14 protein-coding genes and 2 tRNA genes are annotated in these 19,898 nt (G+C 65.4%); 2 read left to right on the top strand and 14 right to left on the bottom strand.

The window, feature by feature from the left end; all coding sequences use genetic code 11:
- Positions 1-5: 5 nt before the first annotated feature.
- Positions 6-926, bottom strand: a complete 921-nt coding sequence (locus tag F7R19_RS14095; RefSeq protein ID WP_061959350.1) for a LysR family transcriptional regulator — start codon at positions 924-926, stop codon at positions 6-8.
- A gap of 117 nt (positions 927-1,043) precedes the next feature.
- Between F7R19_RS14095 and metE the strand changes: the two genes are divergently transcribed.
- Complete coding sequence (metE, locus tag F7R19_RS14100; RefSeq protein WP_150981030.1) at positions 1,044-3,428, top strand: 5-methyltetrahydropteroyltriglutamate--homocysteine S-methyltransferase; 2,385 nt, start codon at positions 1,044-1,046, stop codon at positions 3,426-3,428.
- A gap of 171 nt (positions 3,429-3,599) precedes the next feature.
- Complete coding sequence (locus F7R19_RS14105) at positions 3,600-5,687, top strand: TonB-dependent receptor family protein (protein WP_150981031.1); 2,088 nt, start codon at positions 3,600-3,602, stop codon at positions 5,685-5,687.
- Positions 5,688-5,833: 146 nt separating this feature from the next.
- On the opposite strand, the gene F7R19_RS14110 is transcribed toward F7R19_RS14105, so the two are convergent.
- The 13 genes from F7R19_RS14110 to F7R19_RS14170 all read right to left on the bottom strand — a co-directional run bounded on the left by F7R19_RS14110 (position 5,834) and on the right by F7R19_RS14170 (position 19,651).
- Positions 5,834-7,246 (bottom strand): DUF1254 domain-containing protein, encoded by a 1,413-nt coding sequence (locus F7R19_RS14110; protein ID WP_150981032.1) that lies wholly within the window; start codon positions 7,244-7,246, stop codon positions 5,834-5,836.
- 368 nt (positions 7,247-7,614) lie between these two features.
- Positions 7,615-7,691 (bottom strand) — tRNA-Arg (locus tag F7R19_RS14115).
- 112 nt (positions 7,692-7,803) lie between these two features.
- Complete coding sequence (locus tag F7R19_RS14120) at positions 7,804-8,685, bottom strand: hypothetical protein (RefSeq protein ID WP_150981033.1); 882 nt, start codon at positions 8,683-8,685, stop codon at positions 7,804-7,806.
- A 570-nt stretch (positions 8,686-9,255) separates the two neighbouring features.
- Positions 9,256-9,342 (bottom strand) — tRNA-Leu (locus F7R19_RS14125).
- Positions 9,343-9,450: 108 nt separating this feature from the next.
- Positions 9,451-10,731: an amidohydrolase family protein gene (locus F7R19_RS14130; RefSeq protein ID WP_150981034.1), complete on the bottom strand. Its 1,281-nt coding sequence runs from the start codon at positions 10,729-10,731 to the stop codon at positions 9,451-9,453.
- Positions 10,732-10,754: 23 nt separating this feature from the next.
- Positions 10,755-11,705 (bottom strand): ABC transporter permease, encoded by a 951-nt coding sequence (locus tag F7R19_RS14135; RefSeq protein ID WP_211922734.1) that lies wholly within the window; start codon positions 11,703-11,705, stop codon positions 10,755-10,757.
- Complete coding sequence (locus tag F7R19_RS14140) at positions 11,705-12,796, bottom strand: ABC transporter permease (RefSeq protein ID WP_061959653.1); 1,092 nt, start codon at positions 12,794-12,796, stop codon at positions 11,705-11,707. Before F7R19_RS14140 ends, F7R19_RS14135 begins: the two co-directional genes overlap by 1 nt.
- A complete protein-coding gene (locus F7R19_RS14145; RefSeq protein WP_150981036.1) occupies positions 12,786-14,354 on the bottom strand; it encodes an ABC transporter ATP-binding protein in 1,569 nt (522 codons plus the stop codon). Before F7R19_RS14145 ends, F7R19_RS14140 begins: the two co-directional genes overlap by 11 nt.
- 138 nt (positions 14,355-14,492) lie before the next feature.
- Positions 14,493-15,470 (bottom strand): BMP family protein, encoded by a 978-nt coding sequence (locus tag F7R19_RS14150; protein WP_150981050.1) that lies wholly within the window; start codon positions 15,468-15,470, stop codon positions 14,493-14,495.
- Between the two features lie 108 nt (positions 15,471-15,578).
- Positions 15,579-16,256, bottom strand: a complete 678-nt coding sequence (locus tag F7R19_RS14155; RefSeq protein ID WP_099047649.1) for a TetR/AcrR family transcriptional regulator — start codon at positions 16,254-16,256, stop codon at positions 15,579-15,581.
- The gene (gene upp / locus F7R19_RS14160; protein ID WP_150981037.1) at positions 16,253-16,945 is read right to left on the bottom strand and encodes a uracil phosphoribosyltransferase; all 693 of its coding nucleotides are present in this window, start codon (positions 16,943-16,945) and stop codon (positions 16,253-16,255) included. Before upp ends, F7R19_RS14155 begins: the two co-directional genes overlap by 4 nt.
- A gap of 169 nt (positions 16,946-17,114) precedes the next feature.
- Positions 17,115-18,416, bottom strand: a complete 1,302-nt coding sequence (locus F7R19_RS14165) for a URC4/urg3 family protein (RefSeq protein ID WP_150981038.1) — start codon at positions 18,414-18,416, stop codon at positions 17,115-17,117.
- Positions 18,413-19,651, bottom strand: coding sequence for a GTP cyclohydrolase II (locus F7R19_RS14170; RefSeq protein ID WP_061959656.1), 1,239 nt, complete (start codon positions 19,649-19,651; stop codon positions 18,413-18,415). Before F7R19_RS14170 ends, F7R19_RS14165 begins: the two co-directional genes overlap by 4 nt.
- Positions 19,652-19,898: the final 247 nt, after the last annotated feature.

Consider the following 19,898-nt stretch of genomic DNA (forward strand, 5'->3'; position numbering starts at 1 on the left):
CGCACCTACGCGTCGCTTAACAGCTCGATGCCGTCCAGATCGGCCGCGCAGATGTCGCGCACGATGGCAACGAAATCGTCCACGTAGGGGCGATCCGCAATCGGTGCCGGCACCGTCGCATACAACTCGCTCCACAGCCCCTTGGTGCCGATACGCTTGGCCAACACGTAATCGTGGTCGACGTAGTTCTTGACGCCCCAGTTCGGCAGCGCCGCCACGCCGCGGCGGCTGGCCACCAGTTGCAGCACGGCCACGGTCAGCTCCGCCGTGCGCCGCTCCAGGTGGATGCCGGCCGGCTCCAGCACCTCGCGAATCAGGTCGATGCGCTGCGTCGGCACTGGGTAGGTAATCAGCGTCTCGCCCGCCAGATCGACCGCTTCGATGCGGCGCTTGTTGCGCAGCCGGTGTTCGTTGGCGATCACCGCCAGGATCTCGAAGCGGAACAGCGGCGCCACGCGCAGACCGCGTTTGGTCGGCGGCCTGGATCCGATCACCATGTCGGCCTTGCCCTGGGTCAGCAGCGCCAGCGGATCGGCATGAAAGCCCGCCACCAGATCGATCTCCACTTCGGGCCAGCGCCGCCGGAATTCGTCCATCACCGGCATCAGCCAGTCGAAGCAGGTATGGCATTCCAGCACCACGCGCAGCTCGCCCCGGGTATCGCTTTGCAGGCGCAGCAGGTCGCGTTCGGCGGCACTGATGGCGGCCAACGTGTCGCGCGCCAGCGCCAGCAGGCGCTCGCCCGCAGCCGTGAAACGCAGGCCCTGGCGCGTGCGGTCGAACAACGGCATGCCGTAGTGGGCCTCGATGGCCTTGATCTGATGCGATAGCGCCGACTGGCTCACGTGCACGCGTTCGGCGGCCGTGGCCAGCTTGCCCGAATCGGCAATCGCCACCAACGAACGGAAATGCCGGACTTCAATCATCGAGACCTGCCGTGGTGAGTTGAATGAAATTCATACATTGTTTAAAACTTGTCGCTTGATTCATTCTAGCCGCGATTCCACACTGTGCGCCACATCAGCCTTTAACGGAGCGCCCCCATGGCACGCACACACATCCTTGGTTTTCCGCGCATCGGCGCACGCCGGGAACTGAAATTCGCGCAGGAAGCCTTCTGGCGCGGTGAAACGTCGGAAGCGGCACTGCGCGACACGGGCGCCGCGCTGCGCCGCAAGCACTGGCAGCTCCAGGCCGACGCCGGCCTGGCCAGCGTGGCGGCTGGCGACTTTGCCTGGTACGACCACATGCTCGGGCTTACCGCGCTGCTCGGCGCGCTGCCAAAGCGCTTCGGGTTCGACGCCGCTGCGCTGACCCTGCCCCAGTACTACGAACTGGCCCGAGGCAATACCGCGCAACCGGCCATGGAAATGACCAAGTGGTTCGATACGAACTATCACTACATCGTCCCCGAACTCGATGCCGAGAGCACGTTCGAGGGCGGCCCGACGTGGTTCTTCGATGAGATCGACGAAGCGCTGGCGCAGGGCCTCGCCGCCCGTCCGGTACTGGTCGGCCCGGTCACCTACCTGTGGCTGTCCAAATCGCATGTGGCGGGTTTCGACCGGCTTGCGCTGCTGCCCCGCGTGATTGCCGCCTATCGGCGCATCCTGTCGCAACTGCAGGCACGCGGTATCGAGTGGGTGCAGATCGACGAGCCCGCACTGTGCCTCGACCTGCCCGCGCCGTGGCTCGACGCCTTCGACCACGCTTATGCGGCGCTGGCGGATTCCGGCGTGAAGCTGCTGCTGGCCACCTATTTCGATACCGCCGCGCCCCATGCCAAGCGCGCCGCCGCGCTGCCGGTGCACGGTTTTCATATCGATCTGGTGCGTGCGCCCCAGCAGCTTGCGGATTGGCTCCAGATACTGCCCGCGCACGCGGTGCTGTCGGCCGGCGTGATCGACGGCCGCAATATCTGGCGTGCCGATCTGCGTCGCGTGCTGGACACCGTGCGGCCGCTGCACGCCGCGCTGGGCGATCGGCTGTGGCTGGCGCCATCGTGCTCGCTGCTGCATGTCCCCGTATCGCTCGATGCCGAAACGCGGCTCGATCCGGAACTGAAATCGTGGCTCGCATTCGCCACGGAAAAACTCGACGAGCTGCATACGCTGGCCGTGGCGCTCGATCAGGGCGAAGCCGCGGTGGCGCAGCAACTGGCCGCGTCCGACGCCGCGCAGGCCTCGCGGCGCACGTCGCGGCGCGTAGTCAATCGTCAGGTGCAGAACCGCCTGGCCGCGCTGACCGCGGACATGGCCGATCGCCACAGCCCGTTCGAGACGCGCATCGAACGTCAGCGCGCCGCGCTGGCGCTGCCGCCGCTGCCCACCACCACGATCGGATCTTTTCCGCAAACGCCGGCGATCCGCCAGACCCGTGCGGCATTCAAGCGGGGGGACATCGGCGCGCTCGATTATCTGGAACGGATGCGCGCCGAGATCGAATTCGCGGTGCGCAAGCAGGAAGCGCTGGGCCTGGACGTGCTGGTGCATGGCGAGGCCGAGCGCAACGACATGGTCGAATATTTCGGTGAACAGCTGTGCGGCTATGCATTCACCGAGAACGGCTGGGTGCAGAGCTACGGATCGCGCTGCGTGAAGCCGCCGGTGATCTTCGGCGACGTATATCGCCCGGAGCCGATGACCGTGGAGACCGCTCGCTACGCGCAGTCGCTGACCGACAAGCCAGTCAAGGGCATGCTGACCGGCCCGGTGACGATGCTGCAGTGGTCGTTCGTGCGCGACGATCAGCCCCGTTCGGTCACCACCCGGCAGCTTGCGCTGGCGATTCGCGATGAAGTGTGCGATCTGGAGCGCGCGGGCATCCGCATCATCCAGATCGACGAGCCGGCGCTGCGCGAAGGCCTGCCGCTGCGCCGCGCGGACTGGGCCGAGTACCTGGAGTGGGCGGTCGAGGCGTTCCGCCTGGCCGCAGCCGGCGTGGCCGACGACACGCAGATCCACACCCATATGTGCTACGCCGAGTTCAACGACATCCTGCCGGCCATCGCCGCCATGGATGCCGACGTGATCACGATCGAGACCTCGCGTTCTGCCATGGAACTGCTGGAAGGCTTTGGCGATTTCGATTATCCCAACGAGATCGGCCCGGGCGTCTACGACATCCATTCGCCGCGCGTGCCGGGTGTGGACGCCATCACGCGGCTCTTGGAACGTGCGTGCGAGGTCATTCCGCCGGAGCGCTTGTGGGTCAATCCAGATTGCGGCCTGAAGACGCGCGGCTGGCCCGAAACCGAGGCGGCGCTGGCCAACATGGTCAGTGCGGCGCGCCAGTTGCGCACCAGGCTGGCGGGCCAGGCGCCGCTCCACTGGAAGCGGGTCACGTCGCCGACCGCACGGCCTGCTGCCAGCGCCCACACGCACGGCGCGGCATGCGGTCCCGGTTGCGCGGGACAGGCGGCGGTCTGACGGCAGGGTGCGGCAACGCCGTGCACGAAACAACCTTGCTTATGCGCTAAAGCGCACGCTGCGACGCTGTGACACATAGTGTCGCAGCGCCCCGCTCCGTATCCTTGCGGTCGAGCCACACCAACAAGATCGCGCTGCGCCCCATGTCGGCGCGGCCATCGACCGCAAGCAATGAAAAGAACCACCTCATGGCGCCGTGCCGCGGTGCTGCCCGCTGCCGCCTTGTCCGGCGCCGCACTGGCGCAAGGCGCGCAGATCGCGTCTCCCGTCCTGCCCACCGTCACCGCCACTGCAGCGGCCGAAGGTTCGCTGACTGCGCCCGGCGTGGCGCAGCAGCGGCAGTCGCTGTTCCAGTCGGCCGGATCCGTCGGCTTCGTCGACGCGGCCACCTATACCAACACCTACGCCAACGATCTGCGCGACGTGCTCAAGGACGCACCGGGCGTGTACGTGCAGGAGCGCTACGGCCAGGAACTGCGCCTGTCGATCCGCGGCTCGGGCGTGGCGCGCGGCTATCACACGCGCGGGCTGGAAATCCTGCAGGACGGCGTGCCGACCAACTTTGCCGATGGCAGCGGCGATTTCTACCAGATCGACCCGCTGGCGTTGTCCGCGGCCGAGGTCTACAAAGGCGGCAATGGACTCGCGTATGGCAGCACCACGCTGGGCGGCGCGCTGAATTTCACCACGCCCACCGCCTTGACTGCCGATGCGAAGAACATGGTGCGTATCGACGGCGGCAGCTTCGGTACGGTGCGCGGCAGCGGACAGGTGTCGCGCCAGATCGGCCAATGGGATTTCCTGGTCAATGCCACGGTCAGTCATTCGGAAGGCTGGCGCAATCACGAGCGCGGCCAATACGAGCAGTTGAACGCCAACGTCGGCTACCGCTTCAGTCCCAACGTGGAAACGCGCTTCTACTTCGGCGCCTATATTGTCGATCAGCTGCTGCCGGGTACGCTTTCGCTCAACGACGCGCTGAACAACCCACGCATGGCGTCGGCCAGCGCACTGGCGGGCGATCAGGCGCGCAACACGCGCACCGAGCGCGTGGCCAACGTCACCAGCATCAAGCTCGATAACGGCCAGATCGATTTCACTACCTGGGGCATCCACAAGAGCCTGTATCACCCGATCTTCCAGGTCATCGATCAGGACAGCTGGACCTACGGCTTTGCGCCGCGCTACACCGGCAATTTCTCGCTAGGCGGCATGCGCAACCAGTTGATCGCGGGTGCGCGTTTCTTTGGCGGCAACAACCAGGCGCGTCAATACGTCAACGTGAACGGGGATCGCGGCGCGCAGACGCTCAATGCCAAGCAGGACGCCTACAACTACGAGGCCTATCTCGAAGACCGGCTCTATGTGCTGCCCACGGTGGCGCTGATGGCGGGCGCCAAGGCATACCGCAACCGCCGCGAATATGTCGACTACGGCGGCCTGCCGGCCAATCCGATCGCCAAGTCCGACGTCGCCACCTTCAGCGGCGTCAATCCCAAGTTTGGCGTGCTGTGGGAACCGAAGCAGGATGTGCAGGCCTTTATCGACATCACGCGCAGCGCCGATGTGCCGGACTTCACCGACCTGAGCCAGACCATCGGCACTACCCAGCGCTTCGTGCCGCTGGCGGCGCAGCATGGCTGGACGCTGGAGCTGGGCACGCGCGGACGCACCGACCGGTTTGCGTGGGACGTCACGGCATATCGGTCGCTGCTGCGCGACCAGCTGCTGCAATACACCGTCAGCCCCGACGTCCCCGCCGCCACGTTCAACGCCAACAAGACCGTGCTGCAGGGTGTGGAGCTTGGCGCCAGCGCCGACATCGTGCGCAACGTGATCGGCAAGGGCGACAAGATCACGGTGTCGCAGTTGTGGAACTACAGCGATTTCCGCTTCGACAACGATCCCGTCTATGGCAACAACCGCATCGCCGGCGTGCCGACGCACGTACTGCGCACCACGCTGGCCTACAGCCGCAACAGCCGGCTGCGCGTAGCGGGCACCATCGACTGGGTGCCGACGGGCGCCTATGTCGATTACGCCAACACCTTGAAGGTGCCCGCGTATGTGCTGTTCGGCATCGAAGCGAGCTATGAATTCGAGCGCGGCGTCACGCTGTTTCTCGACGCGCGCAACCTGGCGGACAAGCGTTACGTCAGCGACTTCAGCACCGTGGCCGATGCGCGCACCGCCAACACGTCGGTGTTCTATCCCGGCGTGGGCCGCGCGTTCTATGCCGGTGTGAAGTTCAAGTTCTGAGGCTGCTCTGCCGCTTACCACCATGCCTCCCACAGGGCGGCAGCCGGCCGGGGACGCTCACAGGCGCCAGATGCACAAAGCCCTTCCCGATCGGGAAGGGCTTTTCGTTTGAGCCGTGCCGCCGAGCGGCGCGTGCGATCAGGCGATCAGTTCACGCGCTGCACCGGAGGCGGCATCCATTTGCCGTCGAGCATGGTCTGGTCGGGCCAGTACGCGCGCAGCATCAGGTTGAACGCATCGGGTGGCGCCGGCAGCCAGTTGGCGACACGCGCCGCGGCGGGGCGCTCGTACTGGATGTAGATATCGAGCGAGCCGTCGCGGTTGTAACGCAGGCGATCGCGGCTGCCGATTGCATAACGCTGCAGCTCGTTGGCAACGAACGCCTGCTTGTCGTTGTACATCGTCAGCGACCAGAACGCCTTCACGGGCGGCAGTTGGCCTTTCTCGAAGTGCAGGACATAGCGGCTGCCGCCATCGAACGGACGCCCGCTGGCATCGGCGCGCGCGGTCGGATACAGCGCATCTTCGGGCAGGTTCGCGCCGAGGCCGAACATCGCGACGGTGGCGCGACGGCCGTAGTCGACGCCATAGACACCGGTGTCGCGCCGCACGCGCCAGCCGGTGGCGCCGGCCTCGCTCTTGCGGCCCGCCGCGGCGATGCCCGCCAGCGCGGCGGTGGCGCCCTCCTGCACCGCGCGGGCCGTCGACGGCTCCAGCACCGTGGTCTTGAAGGGCTCGCCCGACTTGATGCCCATGCGCAGCATCCTGTCGACCATTTCCGCGTTTTCCGGCGGCGGAGGATTGGTCTGCAGCAACGCGGCAAGACGGCTGAAGAAGGCCTGCGCATCCATGGCGGCCACCTGTTCCACCGGTGGCGTCTCGGTATCGATCAACGTGGCCCGCGGCGCGGCCGCCTGGACGCTACGCACGCCGCGGCGCCATGCCGACAGCGGCACCAGCTTGAACTGGTCCTGCAGGCGATGCACGTTGGCGTAATCCTGCTTGCCGTTGGTCTGGATCCGGCCGATCACCCACACCATGTTGGTCGGCGAACGGATTTCCTTGACGCCCTTGGGCAGCGTCCCTTCCCAGCCGGGACCGACAATCGCGTACGCGCCGCGCCGTGTGCCGGTGGTGCGTTTGCCTGGCGCCGCAAACACGTTGGTCCACGCATCGAGCAACTGCATCACGTAATAGCGGCCGGCCGTATCGGGCACCGACATCACGAGCGGTTCCTTCGACAGATCGAGCCAAGCTATCGAATAAAGCGTGTCGGCATTGGGGCTGACCACGTCGGTGAACGACGCATCGGGGAAAGCGCGCTTGTGGGAGAACGTATTGACGGGCACGTTGGCCGTCATCACTTCACGCGTGACGTCCATCAGCACCAGCGGATAGCCGTAGGTAAATACCTCGGCCGAGAGTGTCTTCATTGCCTGGTCCGATGGCGGCTGCTCCGCGGCGGGCACATTGGCCATCGGCGCGGGCGTGGACGAGCAGGCGGAAAGAAAAGCGGCAAGCGCGACCACGCTTGCCAGTTGGCATATCGATCGATTCATGACCCCGTTTCCCTTAGGAATGGCAACCTTCCGGCCAGCGTATTGGGGCGCGTGTAGCTCCGGAGGCGCATCTGTAGGGTCGAATGATGTGCCGCGACACGAGCACTGTCAATGATTCCAGTACTCGCTTTCGGGGGGAAACGAACACTGGGAGGCCCACTGGCAAGCGATGGAGACTGCGCTTCATCGAATGCGGCTGCGGCGTGCCACTGCGTCGGCGCGGCGCACAATTCACATCCGGCAAATCTGCCAGCAATGCGCAAAGCGGCAGGCGCGCGGCAAATCCAATGAAACCAGCCGGGGAAAGAGGGGGAAAAAGCCAAAGAAAAAGGGCTTCCTTTTACGGAAGCCCTTTGTCACTGCATAGGTGGCGCGGCTGGCAGGATTCGAACCCACGACCCCTTGGTTCGTAGCCAAGTACTCTATCCAACTGAGCTACAGCCGCACGCGAGGCCCGAATTGTATCGCAATTTGCATTTCGCGCAAGCGTTTTTTGAAGGGACTTTTCAGACACGTATGAGATCGCGCGCGCCGGGCACGTCACCGCACGTCCCTTCTTACCAACGATAGCGAGCGCCAAGCGTGCCGCCGGGATTTCGTCCGCCGCGCGCCTTGACCCACAGCTTGAGCCCGGTAATCGAATTGCTGTGCGCGCCGATGTTGAACGAGAACAGCCCGCGCAGCAGGTCCGTATCGATACGGGTGCCGTTGATGTTGATGACCTTTGCGCGGTTGTCCTGCCACCAGTCGGCTTCAACAAACGGATAGACACCGTTGAGCCGCGTTGGCTTCGATCCGTACAGGCGCACGGCGAGACCGGTTGCGGTGGCTTCGCCGGGCGGCGCATCCCAGTTGCCCGATGTAGGCGACACGCCGGGCCGGTAAGCCATCTCCACGCGCGATTGCAACGTCAGGCCATTGCCGCCGCGCGATAACGGCGCGTCGAGCGACAACGCCATGCTGCGCGCATTGCCGTCGACGAAGCGCGTTGCCGTCGATGCATCGTCGACGTGGAGTGGCGGACGCGGTGCGCTGCTGAAGCGCTCCACCACACGATCGATCGAGGCCAGATTGACAGCGACGTGATCGGCGTCGCCGCTGGCTGGCAAAGGCGCGCTGTGCGATGCGTGAACGGGAATCGGCAGGTCGGGATCGTCATCGACGATCACCATGCGCGGCGGCGCCATAGCGTCGGGCGTTGCCGGTTTGGCGGCAGCGGCACCAACCGCAACGGGCGCGGGATCGGCAGGCGGCGGATCGACAAGCATTGGCGGCGCGACGAACGGCGGCACGCCTACGCTCTCTTCGGCCTGCGCCACCGCGCACGCCAGCATCGCCAACAGCAGGCACAGCGGCAGTCCAGGACGATGCGCGGGATGCGCGGCAACATATCGCAACCCGACACGCCTCTCTCTCGCGAAAGTCAGCAGAACGGACATGGCGACCATCCTTGTCGGGCGTTATTCGAACCATGCCCGATCAGCTTGAGCATAGGTCAATGGCCGTTCAATCGTTAGCCGCGAATGTGGGACCCCACGCAAGCCAAATGGACGAGTGATCGTACGAGAGAGACGGATGTCGGACGAGTCGGTCGCGCATGGGGACGCGAGCCGCACGACCCCAAGATTGCGCTTGCAGGCGCAATCCTTTCGAGGCCAGAAATGAAAAAGCCCTGCTCGATGAGCAGGGCTTTCTGAATTGTGGTGCCCAGAAGAGGACTCGGTCACCCGTGCGCGACCCCGGGATTGCGCCAGCAGGCGCAATCCTTTCGAGTCCTCGCGGGAAGTCCGCAGGGACTTCCCTTTCTGGGCGAAGAAATGAAAAAGCCCTGCTCGATGAGCAGGGCTTTCTGAATTGTGGTGCCCAGAAGAGGACTCGGTCACCCATGCGCGACCCCGGGATTGCGCCAGCAGGCGCAATCCTTTCGAGTCCCCACGGGAAGTCCGCAGGGACTTCCCTTTCCGGGCCAGAAATGAAAAAGCCCTGCTCGATGAGCAGGGCTTTCGAATTGGTGCCCAGAAGAGGACTCGAACCTCCACAGTGTTGCCACCGCTAGGACCTGAACCTAGTGCGTCTACCAATTCCGCCATCTGGGCTTCGTCTCGCTGCATTGCTGCGGCGATGCGAAGAATGTGATTATGCTGAGGCAGTTGCCTGGTGTCAACACCCTGCCGATAGAAATCTAAAAATTTCCGACGGCACGGTTATGGCCGGTGTAGCCGGAAGTCGACATGGGCCGGCCGACCTTCCAGCGATAGCGTAGCCGTGGCGGGCGCCGTGCGGGCTACCACCTTGCCGGCTCGCATTACCAGCAGCCGCGTGGCGCGCAGGCGGATCGCCTCGACCGGGTCGCGCGCCTGCAGCAGCACCAGGTCGGCGCGGCATCCGGGTGCCAGGCCGTAGCCGTCGAGCCCCAGAAGGGCCGCCGGCGTTTCGGTGACGGCGCGGAAGCAGGCGCGCATGGCGTCCTGTCCCGTCATCTGGGCTACGTGCAGCCCCATGTGGGCCACTTCCAGCATGTCGCCGGAGCCCAGGCTGTACCAGGGGTCCATCACGCAGTCGTGGCCGAATGCGACGGGAATGCCGGCCGCCAGCATTTCCGGCACGCGGGTCATGCCGCGCCGCTTCGGGTAGGTGTCGTGGCGGCCCTGCAGCGTGATGTTGATCAGCGGATTGGCGATCGCCGCCACGCCGGCCTCGCGCATCAACGGCAGCAGCTTCGACACGTAGTAGTTGTCCATTGAATGCATCGACGTCAGGTGCGACCCCGTAACCCTGCCCTGCAGGCCCAGCCGCACCGATTCGCTCGCCAGCGTTTCGATATGACGCGACATCGGATCGTCGCTTTCGTCGCAGTGCATGTCCACGCGCAAGCCGCGGCTGGCAGCCTCTTCGCACAGCAGCCTGACTGACGCCGCGCCGTCGGCCATGGTGCGCTCGAAATGCGGAATGCCGCCGACCACATCGACGCCCATATCGAGCGCGCGACGCAGGTTTTCCAGCGCACCGGCGCTGCGCAGCACGCCGTCCTGCGGAAACGCGACCAGTTGCAGATCGAGATAGGGCTTCACACGCTCGCGCACGTGCAGCAGCGCTTCGGTGGCCAGCAAGCGGGGATCGCACACATCGACATGCGAGCGGATCGCCAGCAGCCCCTTGGCAACAGCCCAGTCGCAATACGCCAGCGCGCGCTCGACGATCGCGTCCTGCGTCAGCAGCGGCTTGAGTTCGCCCCACAGCGCAATGCCCTCCAGCAACGTGCCCGATTGATTCACACGCGGCAAGCCGAAGGACAGCGTGGAATCCATATGAAAGTGCGCGTCGACGAACGGCGGCGAAACCAGTTGGCCGGCCGCGTCGATTTCCTCGGCGGCGCTGGCCTGCAATGAAGTGGCCACGGCCGCGATCTTGCCGTCCGCGATGCCGATGTCGACATCGTTACGGCCGTCGGGTAGGTTGCAGTGACGCAGGATGGTATCGAGCATGAAATTTGGTTCCGTAGGAATGATCAGCGCTCGCCTTTGCGATACGGCTTCATCAGGGCTTGCGGGTAGGCCGCTCGACGCGCGACCAGCACCAGCGCCAGGATCGAGAGGATATACGGCAGCATCAGGTACACCTGATACGGCAGCGCCGGCAGCCCCGGCAGTGTGGCCCCGCCTTGCTGCAGCCGCAGTTGCAGCGCGTCGAACGCCGCGAACAGCAGCGCGCCGAGCAGCGCGCGCCCGGGCCGCCATGACGCGAACACCACCAGCGCCACGCAGATCCAGCCGCGCCCGTTGATCATATTGAAAAAGAACGCATTGAAAGCCGACAGCGTCAGGAACGCGCCGCCGATCGCCATCAGTGCCGAACCGGCCATGATCGCGCCGACACGCACCGCCGTCACACGGATGCCCTGCCCTTCGGCCGCCGCGGGATTCTCGCCGACCATGCGCAAGGCGAGTCCCAATGGCGTGCGATACAGCAGCCACGCAATCACCGGCGTCATCACCAGCGCCAGCAGCGTCAGCGCCGTTTCCGCCGCCATTACCGTGCCGATCAGCGGCACATCGGCCCACCACGTCATCGGTGCGAAAGGCGTGATGGTTGGCGGTGTCGATACCTGCGCAAAGCCCAGGCGATACGCGTAATAGGACAGGCTCGTCGCCAGCATCGTCACGCCAAGTCCCGCCACGTGCTGAGACAGTGCCATCGACACCGTGAGCCAGCCATGCAGCAGACCAAACGCCAGACCGGCCCCGGCCGCCGCCGCCACGCCGCCCCACAGCGGCAGCCCGTGGTAGACGGCCAGCCAGCCGCAAAACGCGCCGGCCACCATGATGCCCTCGATGCCAAGATTCAATACGCCCGCGCGTTCGCACAGCAACACGCCGAGCGTGCCGAAAATCAGCGGCGTTGCCACGCGCAGCACGGCAATCCAGAACGGCGCGCCCGCCAGAATATCGAACAGTTCCATCACGCAGCCTTTCCGGCGCGATCGAATCGCACGCGGTAACGGGTCAGCATCGTCGCCACCAGCATTGCCAGCAACGCCACGGCCACGATCACATCGGCGATCGTGTTGGGCACGCCGACCGCGCGGCTCATGCCATCGGCGCCCACCAGGATGCCCGCCACGAACACCGCCGCGGCCACCACGCCAAGCGGATGCAGGCCGGCAAGCATGGCGATCACCACGCCGGTATAGCCATACCCGGGCGACATATCGAGCGTCAGGTAGCCGGTACGGCCCGCAACCTCGACCACGCCGGCCAGTCCGGCCAGCGCGCCGGACAGCGCTGCGGCGAGCAGCGTGACGCGCGCCACCGGCATCCCCGCAAACGCCGCGGCGCGCGCATTGGCGCCCACTGCGCGCATCCGCAGGCCGAATACCGTGAAGCGATTGATCGCCCAGATCGCGGCCGCCAGCGCCACCGCGATAAGCAGCCCACTATGTACGCGCGAGCGTTCCATCAGGCGCGCGAGTTCCAGTTCGGGAACCAGCGCGACCGACTGCGGCCATCCCATCGCCAGCGGGTCCTTCATCGGGCCATCGAGCATCGTCGATACGCCGAGCAGCACGATGAAGTTCAGCAGCAGCGTGGTGACCACCTCGTCGACGCCAAAGCGCATCTTGAGCACCGCCGGCACCAGCAGCAACAGCGCACCGGCCAGCATCCCGGCGGCCACCATCAGCCCGAACAGCACGCCGGTGGGCAGCGACGCGGCCCACGGTGCGGCGGCGCCATCGACTTGTCCACCCACGGCCACCGCCGCCAGCGCGCCCAGATACAGCTGGCCTTCCGCACCGATATTGAACAGCCGCGTGCGAAACGCCACGGCAACGGCAAGGCCCGTGAGGATCAGCGGCGTGGCGCGCGTGAGTGTCTCGGACCATGCAAAGCGCGATCCGAATCCACCTTCGAGCAACAACAGGTAGGCCTTGCCGACCGGCGCGCCGGCACAGGCCACCAGCAAGGCGCAGATCAGCAGGGTCACGACGATCGCGCCAACCGGCGCCATCACCAGCGCGGCACGCGATGTGCCAGTGCGTGCTTCAAGCCGCATGGACCACCTCCGCGTCGCTGACGTCCCGCGCGCTATCGGCGCCCGCCATGGCAAGTCCCAGCGTTCCCAGCGTCCAGTGCGACGTCGGTTGCGCGGCCGTGAGATGGCCGGCGTGCATCACCGCGATGCGATCGGACAGCGCCATCAATTCGTCCAGATCCTCTGAAATCAGCAACACTGCCGCGCCGGCCGCCGCCGCTTCCAGCAACTGGCGATGCACATAGGCCACCGCACCGATGTCGAGTCCCCACGTCGGCTGGCTGGCCACCACGAGGCGCGGTGCGCCGGTGCCGCGCACGGACAGAGCGCGGCCCAGGATCAGCTTTTGCATGTTGCCACCGGACAGCGCACGCGTTGGCGTATCGATACCGCCGCCGCGTACGTCGAATCGCGCCACCAGATCGTTTGCAAAGCGCCGTGCCGCGCCGCTGCGGATAACGCCGGTCCGCACGAAGACTGGATTGTCGAGTTGCTCGGCGATGGCGTTTTCCCAAATCGCAAGATCGCCCACCGCGCCTTCCGCATGACGATCCTCCGGAATCCGCGCCACGCCACTGCGGATCCAGCGATGCGGCACGGGCGGCAATTGTTTGCCATCGACACGGACGCGCCCTGCCGTCGCCGCGACGGCGCCACTGAGCAGCGCGGCGAGCGCGACCTGACCATTGCCCGACACGCCCGCAATGCCGAGAATTTCCCCGGCGTGAATCTCGAGCGAGACCGCATGCAAACCGGCCCGCCCTTGCGCGGCCGGCACGCTTGCCCGCTCCAGCGACACCACCACATCGCGCGTGGCCGTGCTTGCCTCGCGGGTCGGCATCTCGACGTTGCGACCCACCATCAGTTCCGCCAGCTCCGCCTTGTGCGTGCCGGCCGCCATGCGCTCGGCCACCAGCTTGCCGGCGCGCAGCACCGCCACGCGGTGCGACACGCGCAATACCTCGTCGAGCTTGTGGCTGATGAACACCACCGAAAGTCCTTCCGCGATGAGTTGCCGCAGCGTGGCAAACAGGCTGTCCGCCTCCTGCGGCGTCAGCACGGCGGTCGGTTCATCGAGAATCAGGATGCGCGCGCCGCGATACAGCGCTTTGATGATTTCCACGCGCTGCCGTTCGCCCACCGAGAGCGATCCCACGCGCGCCTGCGGCGACACCGCCAGCCCGAAGCGCTTGGCGAGATCATCGATGCGCGCCCGCGCTGTGGCGCGCTGCTGACGCCAGCGCCATAGCGGCTCGGTGCCGATCACGATGTTGTCGAGCACGGAAAGATTGTCGGCCAGCGCGAAATGCTGGTGCACCATGCCCACGCCCGCAGCCAGCGCGGCGCGTGGATTGCCTGGCGGCAGCACCGCGCCATCCACTTCCACTGCGCCGCTGTCCGCGACGTAGTGACCAAACAGGATATTGACCAGCGTGCTCTTGCCGGCGCCGTTTTCGCCGAGCAGGGCCAGCACTTCGCCGCGATACAGCTCCAGCGAAATGTCGTCGTTGGCCACCAGCGATCCAAACCGCTTGGTGATATGCGAAAGCCGGAGAACCGGCGAACCATCGAGGGGCATCGATCAATCAGAAGTCAGCAAAAAGCAGGCCCCGTCCGGCAAGGGACGGGGCGCCTGGCCAGCGCAACGCGGATCTGTCAGCGCACAGCGCCGCCATGTGGATCCGCGTCGGTCATGGCACCTGTCACGACGTCGCTGTCACGGCGTCGATTTCGGCTCGGTTTCCACCACCTTGATAGTGGTCTTGCCGTCGAGAATCGCGCGTTCCTTCGCCTTGACCTTGGCCATCACGTCGGCGGGCACCTTGCCTTCGAACGTGCCCAGCGGGGCGAGCTCGGCGCCCTTGTATTTCATCAGCGAGTACTGGCCGTAATCCTCGTTCTTGAACTGCCCCGACTTCACCTTGGAGAGCGCGGCGGCGATGGTCGGCTCCATGTTCCACAACGCGGAGGCCACCACCGTGGTTGGATACTGCGGCTGCGTGTTGATCACGTTGCCGATAGCCAGCTTGCCGCGCTCCTTAGCGGCGTCCGACACGCCAAAGCGCTCGGCGTAGAGCACATCGGCGCCCTTGTCGATCATCGCGAACGCGGCCTCCTTGGCCTTGGGCGGATCGAACCACGAGCCGATAAAGCTGACCGTGAACTTCACCTTCGGATTGACCTCGCGTGCGCCTTCCATGAACGCATGCATCAGGCGATTGACTTCCGGAATCGCGTAGCCGCCGACCATGCCGATATGGTTGGTCTTGGTCATGCCGCCCGCGATCATGCCAGTCAGGTACGACGGCTCCTGGATGTAGTTGTCGAACACCGAGAAGTTGGGCGCCTGCGGCTTGCCCGACGATCCCATCAGGAAGGCGGTCTTCGGATAGTCCTTTGCCACCTTGCGCGCCGCGCCTTCCACCGCGAACGATTCACCGACGATCAGCGCCGAGCCCTGTTCCGCATACTGACGCATCACGCGTTCGTAATCGGCATTCGACACGCTTTCAGAAAACACGTAGTCGATCTCGCCACGCGACTTGGCCTCGTTGAGCGCCTTGTGGATGCGCGACACCCACTGCTGCTCCACCGGCACCGTGTAGACCGCGGCCACCTTGATCTTCGACTGGCCGTAGGCCGCTGGCGACAAGCCGATGGCGGCCAGCGCCGCGGCGGCTGCGGCGGCCTTCATCCAGTTGCGGCGATCGCTTCCGTTGTGCATGAATTCACTCCCCTTTTCTACGTTGTGCGCGCGCGTTGCGCGTGATTTGACAGCGATATTCGTGGCAATGCCTTGCGGCTATGGCGCGCCAGCCGCACCGCGGCTTTCCTCGCGCAGCCCGCAGCCGCGCAGCATCAGCGTCACCAGATGCTCCGTGGCGCGCTCGAAGTCCTCCGCATCGAGCTGGCTCACGCCCAATACGGCACAGACTTGCGCTTCGAAATCCGCATAGGTCTGGGTCGATGCCCAGATCGTGAAAAACAGGTGGTAGGGATCGACGGGCGCCATATGGCCGTCGTCGATCCATGCGCGGATCACCATGGCCTTTCGCTCGATCAGCTCGTGCAGCACCTGACGCAGCACGCCGCCAATTTCCGGTGCGCCGTGCAGCAGTTCATTGGCGAACACGCGCGACGCGTCGGGGTGACTGGCAGAAAGCCGCATCTTGGCGCGGATGTACTGTTCCAGCGCCAGCCGCGGGTCGTGCTCGGCGCTGATGATGTCCGTCTCTGATAGCCACAGCTGCAGCGTATGCGCCAGCACCGCGCGATACAGCGCCTGCTTGGTACGAAAGTAGTAATGCAGATTCGATTTCGGCACGCCCGCGCGCGTGGCGATGTCCGCCATCGTGGCGCCGGCAAATCCCGCGCGGGCGAATACATGTTCCGCTGCGCGCAGGATCAGCGCCTCGTTCTCCTGGCGAATACGCCCGGCCGATTCGCGCGCCAGCGGCGCGCATGCCTGCGCGGCCATCATTTGGTGCCATACAGCCGGTCGCCGGCGTCGCCCAGACCGGGCACGATGTAGCCGTGCTCGTTCAATTCGTCATCGATCGCCGCGGTCACGATGGCGACGTCCGGATGCGCCGATTGCAACGCGTGCAGACCGGGGCGCGAGGCGATCAGGCAGACGTATTTCATGGTGGTCACGCCCGCCTCCTTGAGGCGGTTGATCGCAGCAATGGCCGAGTTGCCGGTGGCCAGCATCGGATCGACCACGATTACAAAGCGTTCCTGGATGTCCTCGGGCATCTTGAAGTAATACTCGATCGGTTCCAGCGTTTCGGGGTCGCGATACAGGCCGATATGCCCGACGCGCGCGGCTGGCAACAGGTCGAGCATGCCGTCGAGAAAGCCATTGCCTGCGCGCAGGATCGACACCAGGCACAGCTTCTTGCCCGACAGCACTGGCGATTGCATCGGCGCGATCGGCGTCTTGATCGCCACGGTTTCCATGGCCAGATCGCGCGTGGCCTCGTACGTCAGCAATTGGCTGATTTCGCGCACCAGGCGGCGAAAGTTGTCGGTGGTGGTGTCCTCGCTGCGCACCAGGGTGACCTTGTGCTGTACCAGCGGATGGTTGACCACCATTAACGCTGGCGATGCAGCCCCGGTTTCGGCAAAAGCCTGCGCGACGGGTTGGGCCGCGGCGGACATGTCGTTCATGATGCGCTCCTTGGTTTCAGGCGTTTGCATGGGCCGGACGCAGCGGGCCCTCGCCCGCCTCGCACTGGCTGACTGACACTGCGTTTGCGTTGGCGACTACTGTGGTTGCCACGTTCGGCGCCGCGTCCTGCGCGGCGCCGCATTACGTAGCGTTGCGCGATAAAAGGCGTCAGAACACGGTGCCGTCGCTCTGGATTGCAAAGGGCGGCGGCCCGCCGGGCGGGCGGCGTTGCGCGGCGATACGTCGCCCGGCGGCCCAGGTGCCGCCTTCCAGCACGCGCGCCAGCGGGAATTCATCGGCCGACAAACCCAGCGCCTGCCGCACGCCATCGGCCACGAGATCGAGCCCCGTCACGGTCAGCGCACGCCATTCGACAATCTCGGGCTCGTCCACCGTGTGCGTGCGATGGGCGAATTCGCTATCGCGCGGCACGGTCAGTTCGAAGTCGTAGAGCAGCCCGCCATTGCGGTACTCCGGCAGGCCTGTGAGCGCGTCCAGCCCCACCACGACCAAGCCGCCGTCCTCGAGCGGCTCCAGCAGCGAATAGGTGAGCCATTGCGTGAGCTTGTGGAACGGCACTAGCCCGTCGGGCGCAGCCTGGTGACGCCAGCAGTCGCCCAGGGAAATCCCGTCGAGCTGCACTCTGCCCGGCCACACCGGGCCCAGCGCCACCAGCAGCGTGCGCAGCACGAAACCGGCTTCGATGCGCCCGTCCTGGGCGTGAGCGGCCAGATAGTCGAACAGGTTGCCCAGCCGCGCCGGCGTGCCGAACACCGCGGGCGTGGCCTGCATCACCTCGCCAAGACGCCTCAACAGCCCAGCGCGCCCTTCCAGGCCAACCAGCGGATTGTGCTGCGCCACCTGAAACGCCGTGGCAATCGTCGATGCGTCGATACGCGCCAGGCGTTCGGCGTCGGCGCGCAGCGGATCGCCTGGCTCTGCAGAAAAACCGCCCCGGGCGAACAGATCGAAGCTGGCCACGCCGAGCCCTTCCGAACGCGTCAGCATCATGTCGCTGGCGGGATCGCGGTAGCGCCAGTCGGGTCCCGCGCCGGCATCGAGCAACACGCTTGGAATCACGAGATCGATACCGATGCGCGCGCGTTCGGTGCAATGCTCGGCGCCCGACATGCCCGCGCGCTCGCACAGGATCTGCCAGCGATTGATCGCGTCCTGTCCCGGCCCGCCGCTTTCGAAATGGCGCCAGCGGCTGTGGTAGGGAACCTGCAGATCGGGATAGCGGCGGCGGATCGTCGCGGCGACATAGTCGGCAATCGCGTGGACGCGATCCGCATGCCATGTGAACAGGTCCGACTCGCCCGCCGCAACATACTCGGTCACCGCCTTGCAATGGGTGCGCACCGCTTCGCCACTGAGCAGCGCGGACGCGGGATGATCGGCGGGAACCGGGCTGTGCCAGCCGCTGCCCGTGCCGGAACCGGACGCTTCCCCTGCGGGATACTCGTTCATTCGTTCAACCCCCTGCCCTTTGCCAGGGCGAGTTCGTTGGCGTCAGGCGGCGAATAGCTGGTGAAGTAACCCGCCGCCACCTTCGCATCGATTTCCACGCGCGCATCGGCCGGAATCAGCGCCTCGGGGATCGCCACCTGCTCGACCACTTCGATGCCCTGCGCGGTCAGCGCGCCATGTTTCATATTGCTCATCGAGGCCCAGCGATCGATGCGCCGGATGCCGAGCCAGTGGAATACATCGGGCATCAGTTCCTGGAACCGCATGTCCTGCACGCCGGCCACGCATTCGGTCCGCGCGAAGTAGGTTTCGGCGCGATCGCCGCCCACCTGCCGCTTGCGCGCGTTGTAGACCAGGAACTTTGTGACTTCGCCCAGCGCACGGCCTTCCTTCCGGTTATAGACCACCAGGCCTACGCCGCCCTGCTGCGCCATCTCGATACACACCTCGATGCCATGCGCGAGATAAGGCCTGCATGTACAGATATCGGAACCGAACACATCTGAACCATTGCATTCGTCGTGCACGCGGCATGCCACCTTGGTGTCGGGCTGGCCGAGCTTGCCGACATCGCCAAAGAAGTACAGCGTCATGCCGCCGATCGGCGGCAGGAACACCTTGAGGTCCGGTCGCGTGACCAGTTCCGGAAACATTCCGCCGGTCTGCTCGAACAGGCTGCGCCGCAGGACACTTTCCTTGATGTTGAAGCGCCGCGCGATGCCCGGCAGATACCAGACCGGATCGATCGCCGCCTTGGTCACGCGCACATCGCCGTTGGCGTAGAGAATTTCGCCGTCCGGTTTCAGACGGCCCGCCGCGATGGCCGCGATCAGTTCCGGCATGTTGATATGCGCGCGCGTGATGGCGATGGTCGGGCGAATGTCGAAGCCGGCGGCGATGCGATCGGCAAACACGCTGGAAACCAGATGCCCCCAGGGATCGAGCGATACGATCTTGTCCGGGTCGCCCCACTGATCATGCGGCCCGATGGTCTCGGCCGGCGCGGTGTCGGTGAGGTCCGGCCGATGCGCGCGTTGCAGGCTGCCCGACGCCACTGCCAGCGCGCGATAGATCGCATAGGCGCCGGCGTGCGTGCCGATGACGTTGCGCTGTACCGGATCGGTCAGGCTGGCGATCACAGGTCCGCGTTCGGCCGCCGTGGGCGCGCCCCAGTGGATGGGTTCGGCCGGCTTGTCGCGGCGCGCGTGTGAGGTCAGGACGATATGGTCGGACATGGCAGCCTCGTCTCCCGGCATCGTGCCGGTACTGGAACCTGACCAAATGGTCAGGTTTATGAATCCATACTAGGCAACACTCATGCCAACGCCCAAGTGGGGTTGTTACGGTTAGTGGCATCCCGTACGCACCGTGCATGTGCGCAACAGATGTCGACACATCGCTGATCGGGGGCGCAAACGATACATGTCGGTGCATGCGCACGCCTCCGTGCGCGGGCTGGAGTTTTAGGGTCGCGGCTATTCC

It is taken from the genome of Cupriavidus pauculus (genome assembly GCF_008801835.1).
Taxonomy (GTDB): Bacteria; Pseudomonadota; Gammaproteobacteria; order Burkholderiales; family Burkholderiaceae; genus Cupriavidus; species Cupriavidus pauculus.

Excerpts from the sequence above, each read along its gene's own strand:
- F7R19_RS14110 (WP_150981032.1), bottom strand. The coding sequence starts at position 7,246 with ATGAATCGATCGATATGCCAACTGGCAAGCGTGGTCGCGCTTGCCGCT.
- F7R19_RS14135 (WP_211922734.1), bottom strand. The coding sequence starts at position 11,705 with ATGGAACTGTTCGATATTCTGGCGGGCGCGCCGTTCTGGATTGCCGTG.
- F7R19_RS14165 (WP_150981038.1), bottom strand. The coding sequence starts at position 18,416 with ATGAACGAGTATCCCGCAGGGGAAGCGTCCGGTTCCGGCACGGGCAGC.
- F7R19_RS14155 (WP_099047649.1), bottom strand. The coding sequence starts at position 16,256 with ATGATGGCCGCGCAGGCATGCGCGCCGCTGGCGCGCGAATCGGCCGGG.
- F7R19_RS14150 (WP_150981050.1), bottom strand. The coding sequence starts at position 15,470 with ATGAAGGCCGCCGCAGCCGCCGCGGCGCTGGCCGCCATCGGCTTGTCG.
- F7R19_RS14145 (WP_150981036.1), bottom strand. The coding sequence starts at position 14,354 with ATGCCCCTCGATGGTTCGCCGGTTCTCCGGCTTTCGCATATCACCAAG.
- metE (WP_150981030.1), top strand. The coding sequence starts at position 1,044 with ATGGCACGCACACACATCCTTGGTTTTCCGCGCATCGGCGCACGCCGG.
- F7R19_RS14095 (WP_061959350.1), bottom strand. The coding sequence starts at position 926 with ATGATTGAAGTCCGGCATTTCCGTTCGTTGGTGGCGATTGCCGATTCG.
- F7R19_RS14105 (WP_150981031.1), top strand. The coding sequence starts at position 3,600 with ATGAAAAGAACCACCTCATGGCGCCGTGCCGCGGTGCTGCCCGCTGCC.
- F7R19_RS14170 (WP_061959656.1), bottom strand. The coding sequence starts at position 19,651 with ATGTCCGACCATATCGTCCTGACCTCACACGCGCGCCGCGACAAGCCG.
- upp (WP_150981037.1), bottom strand. The coding sequence starts at position 16,945 with ATGAACGACATGTCCGCCGCGGCCCAACCCGTCGCGCAGGCTTTTGCC.
- F7R19_RS14140 (WP_061959653.1), bottom strand. The coding sequence starts at position 12,796 with ATGCGGCTTGAAGCACGCACTGGCACATCGCGTGCCGCGCTGGTGATG.
- F7R19_RS14130 (WP_150981034.1), bottom strand. The coding sequence starts at position 10,731 with ATGCTCGATACCATCCTGCGTCACTGCAACCTACCCGACGGCCGTAAC.
- F7R19_RS14120 (WP_150981033.1), bottom strand. The coding sequence starts at position 8,685 with ATGTCCGTTCTGCTGACTTTCGCGAGAGAGAGGCGTGTCGGGTTGCGA.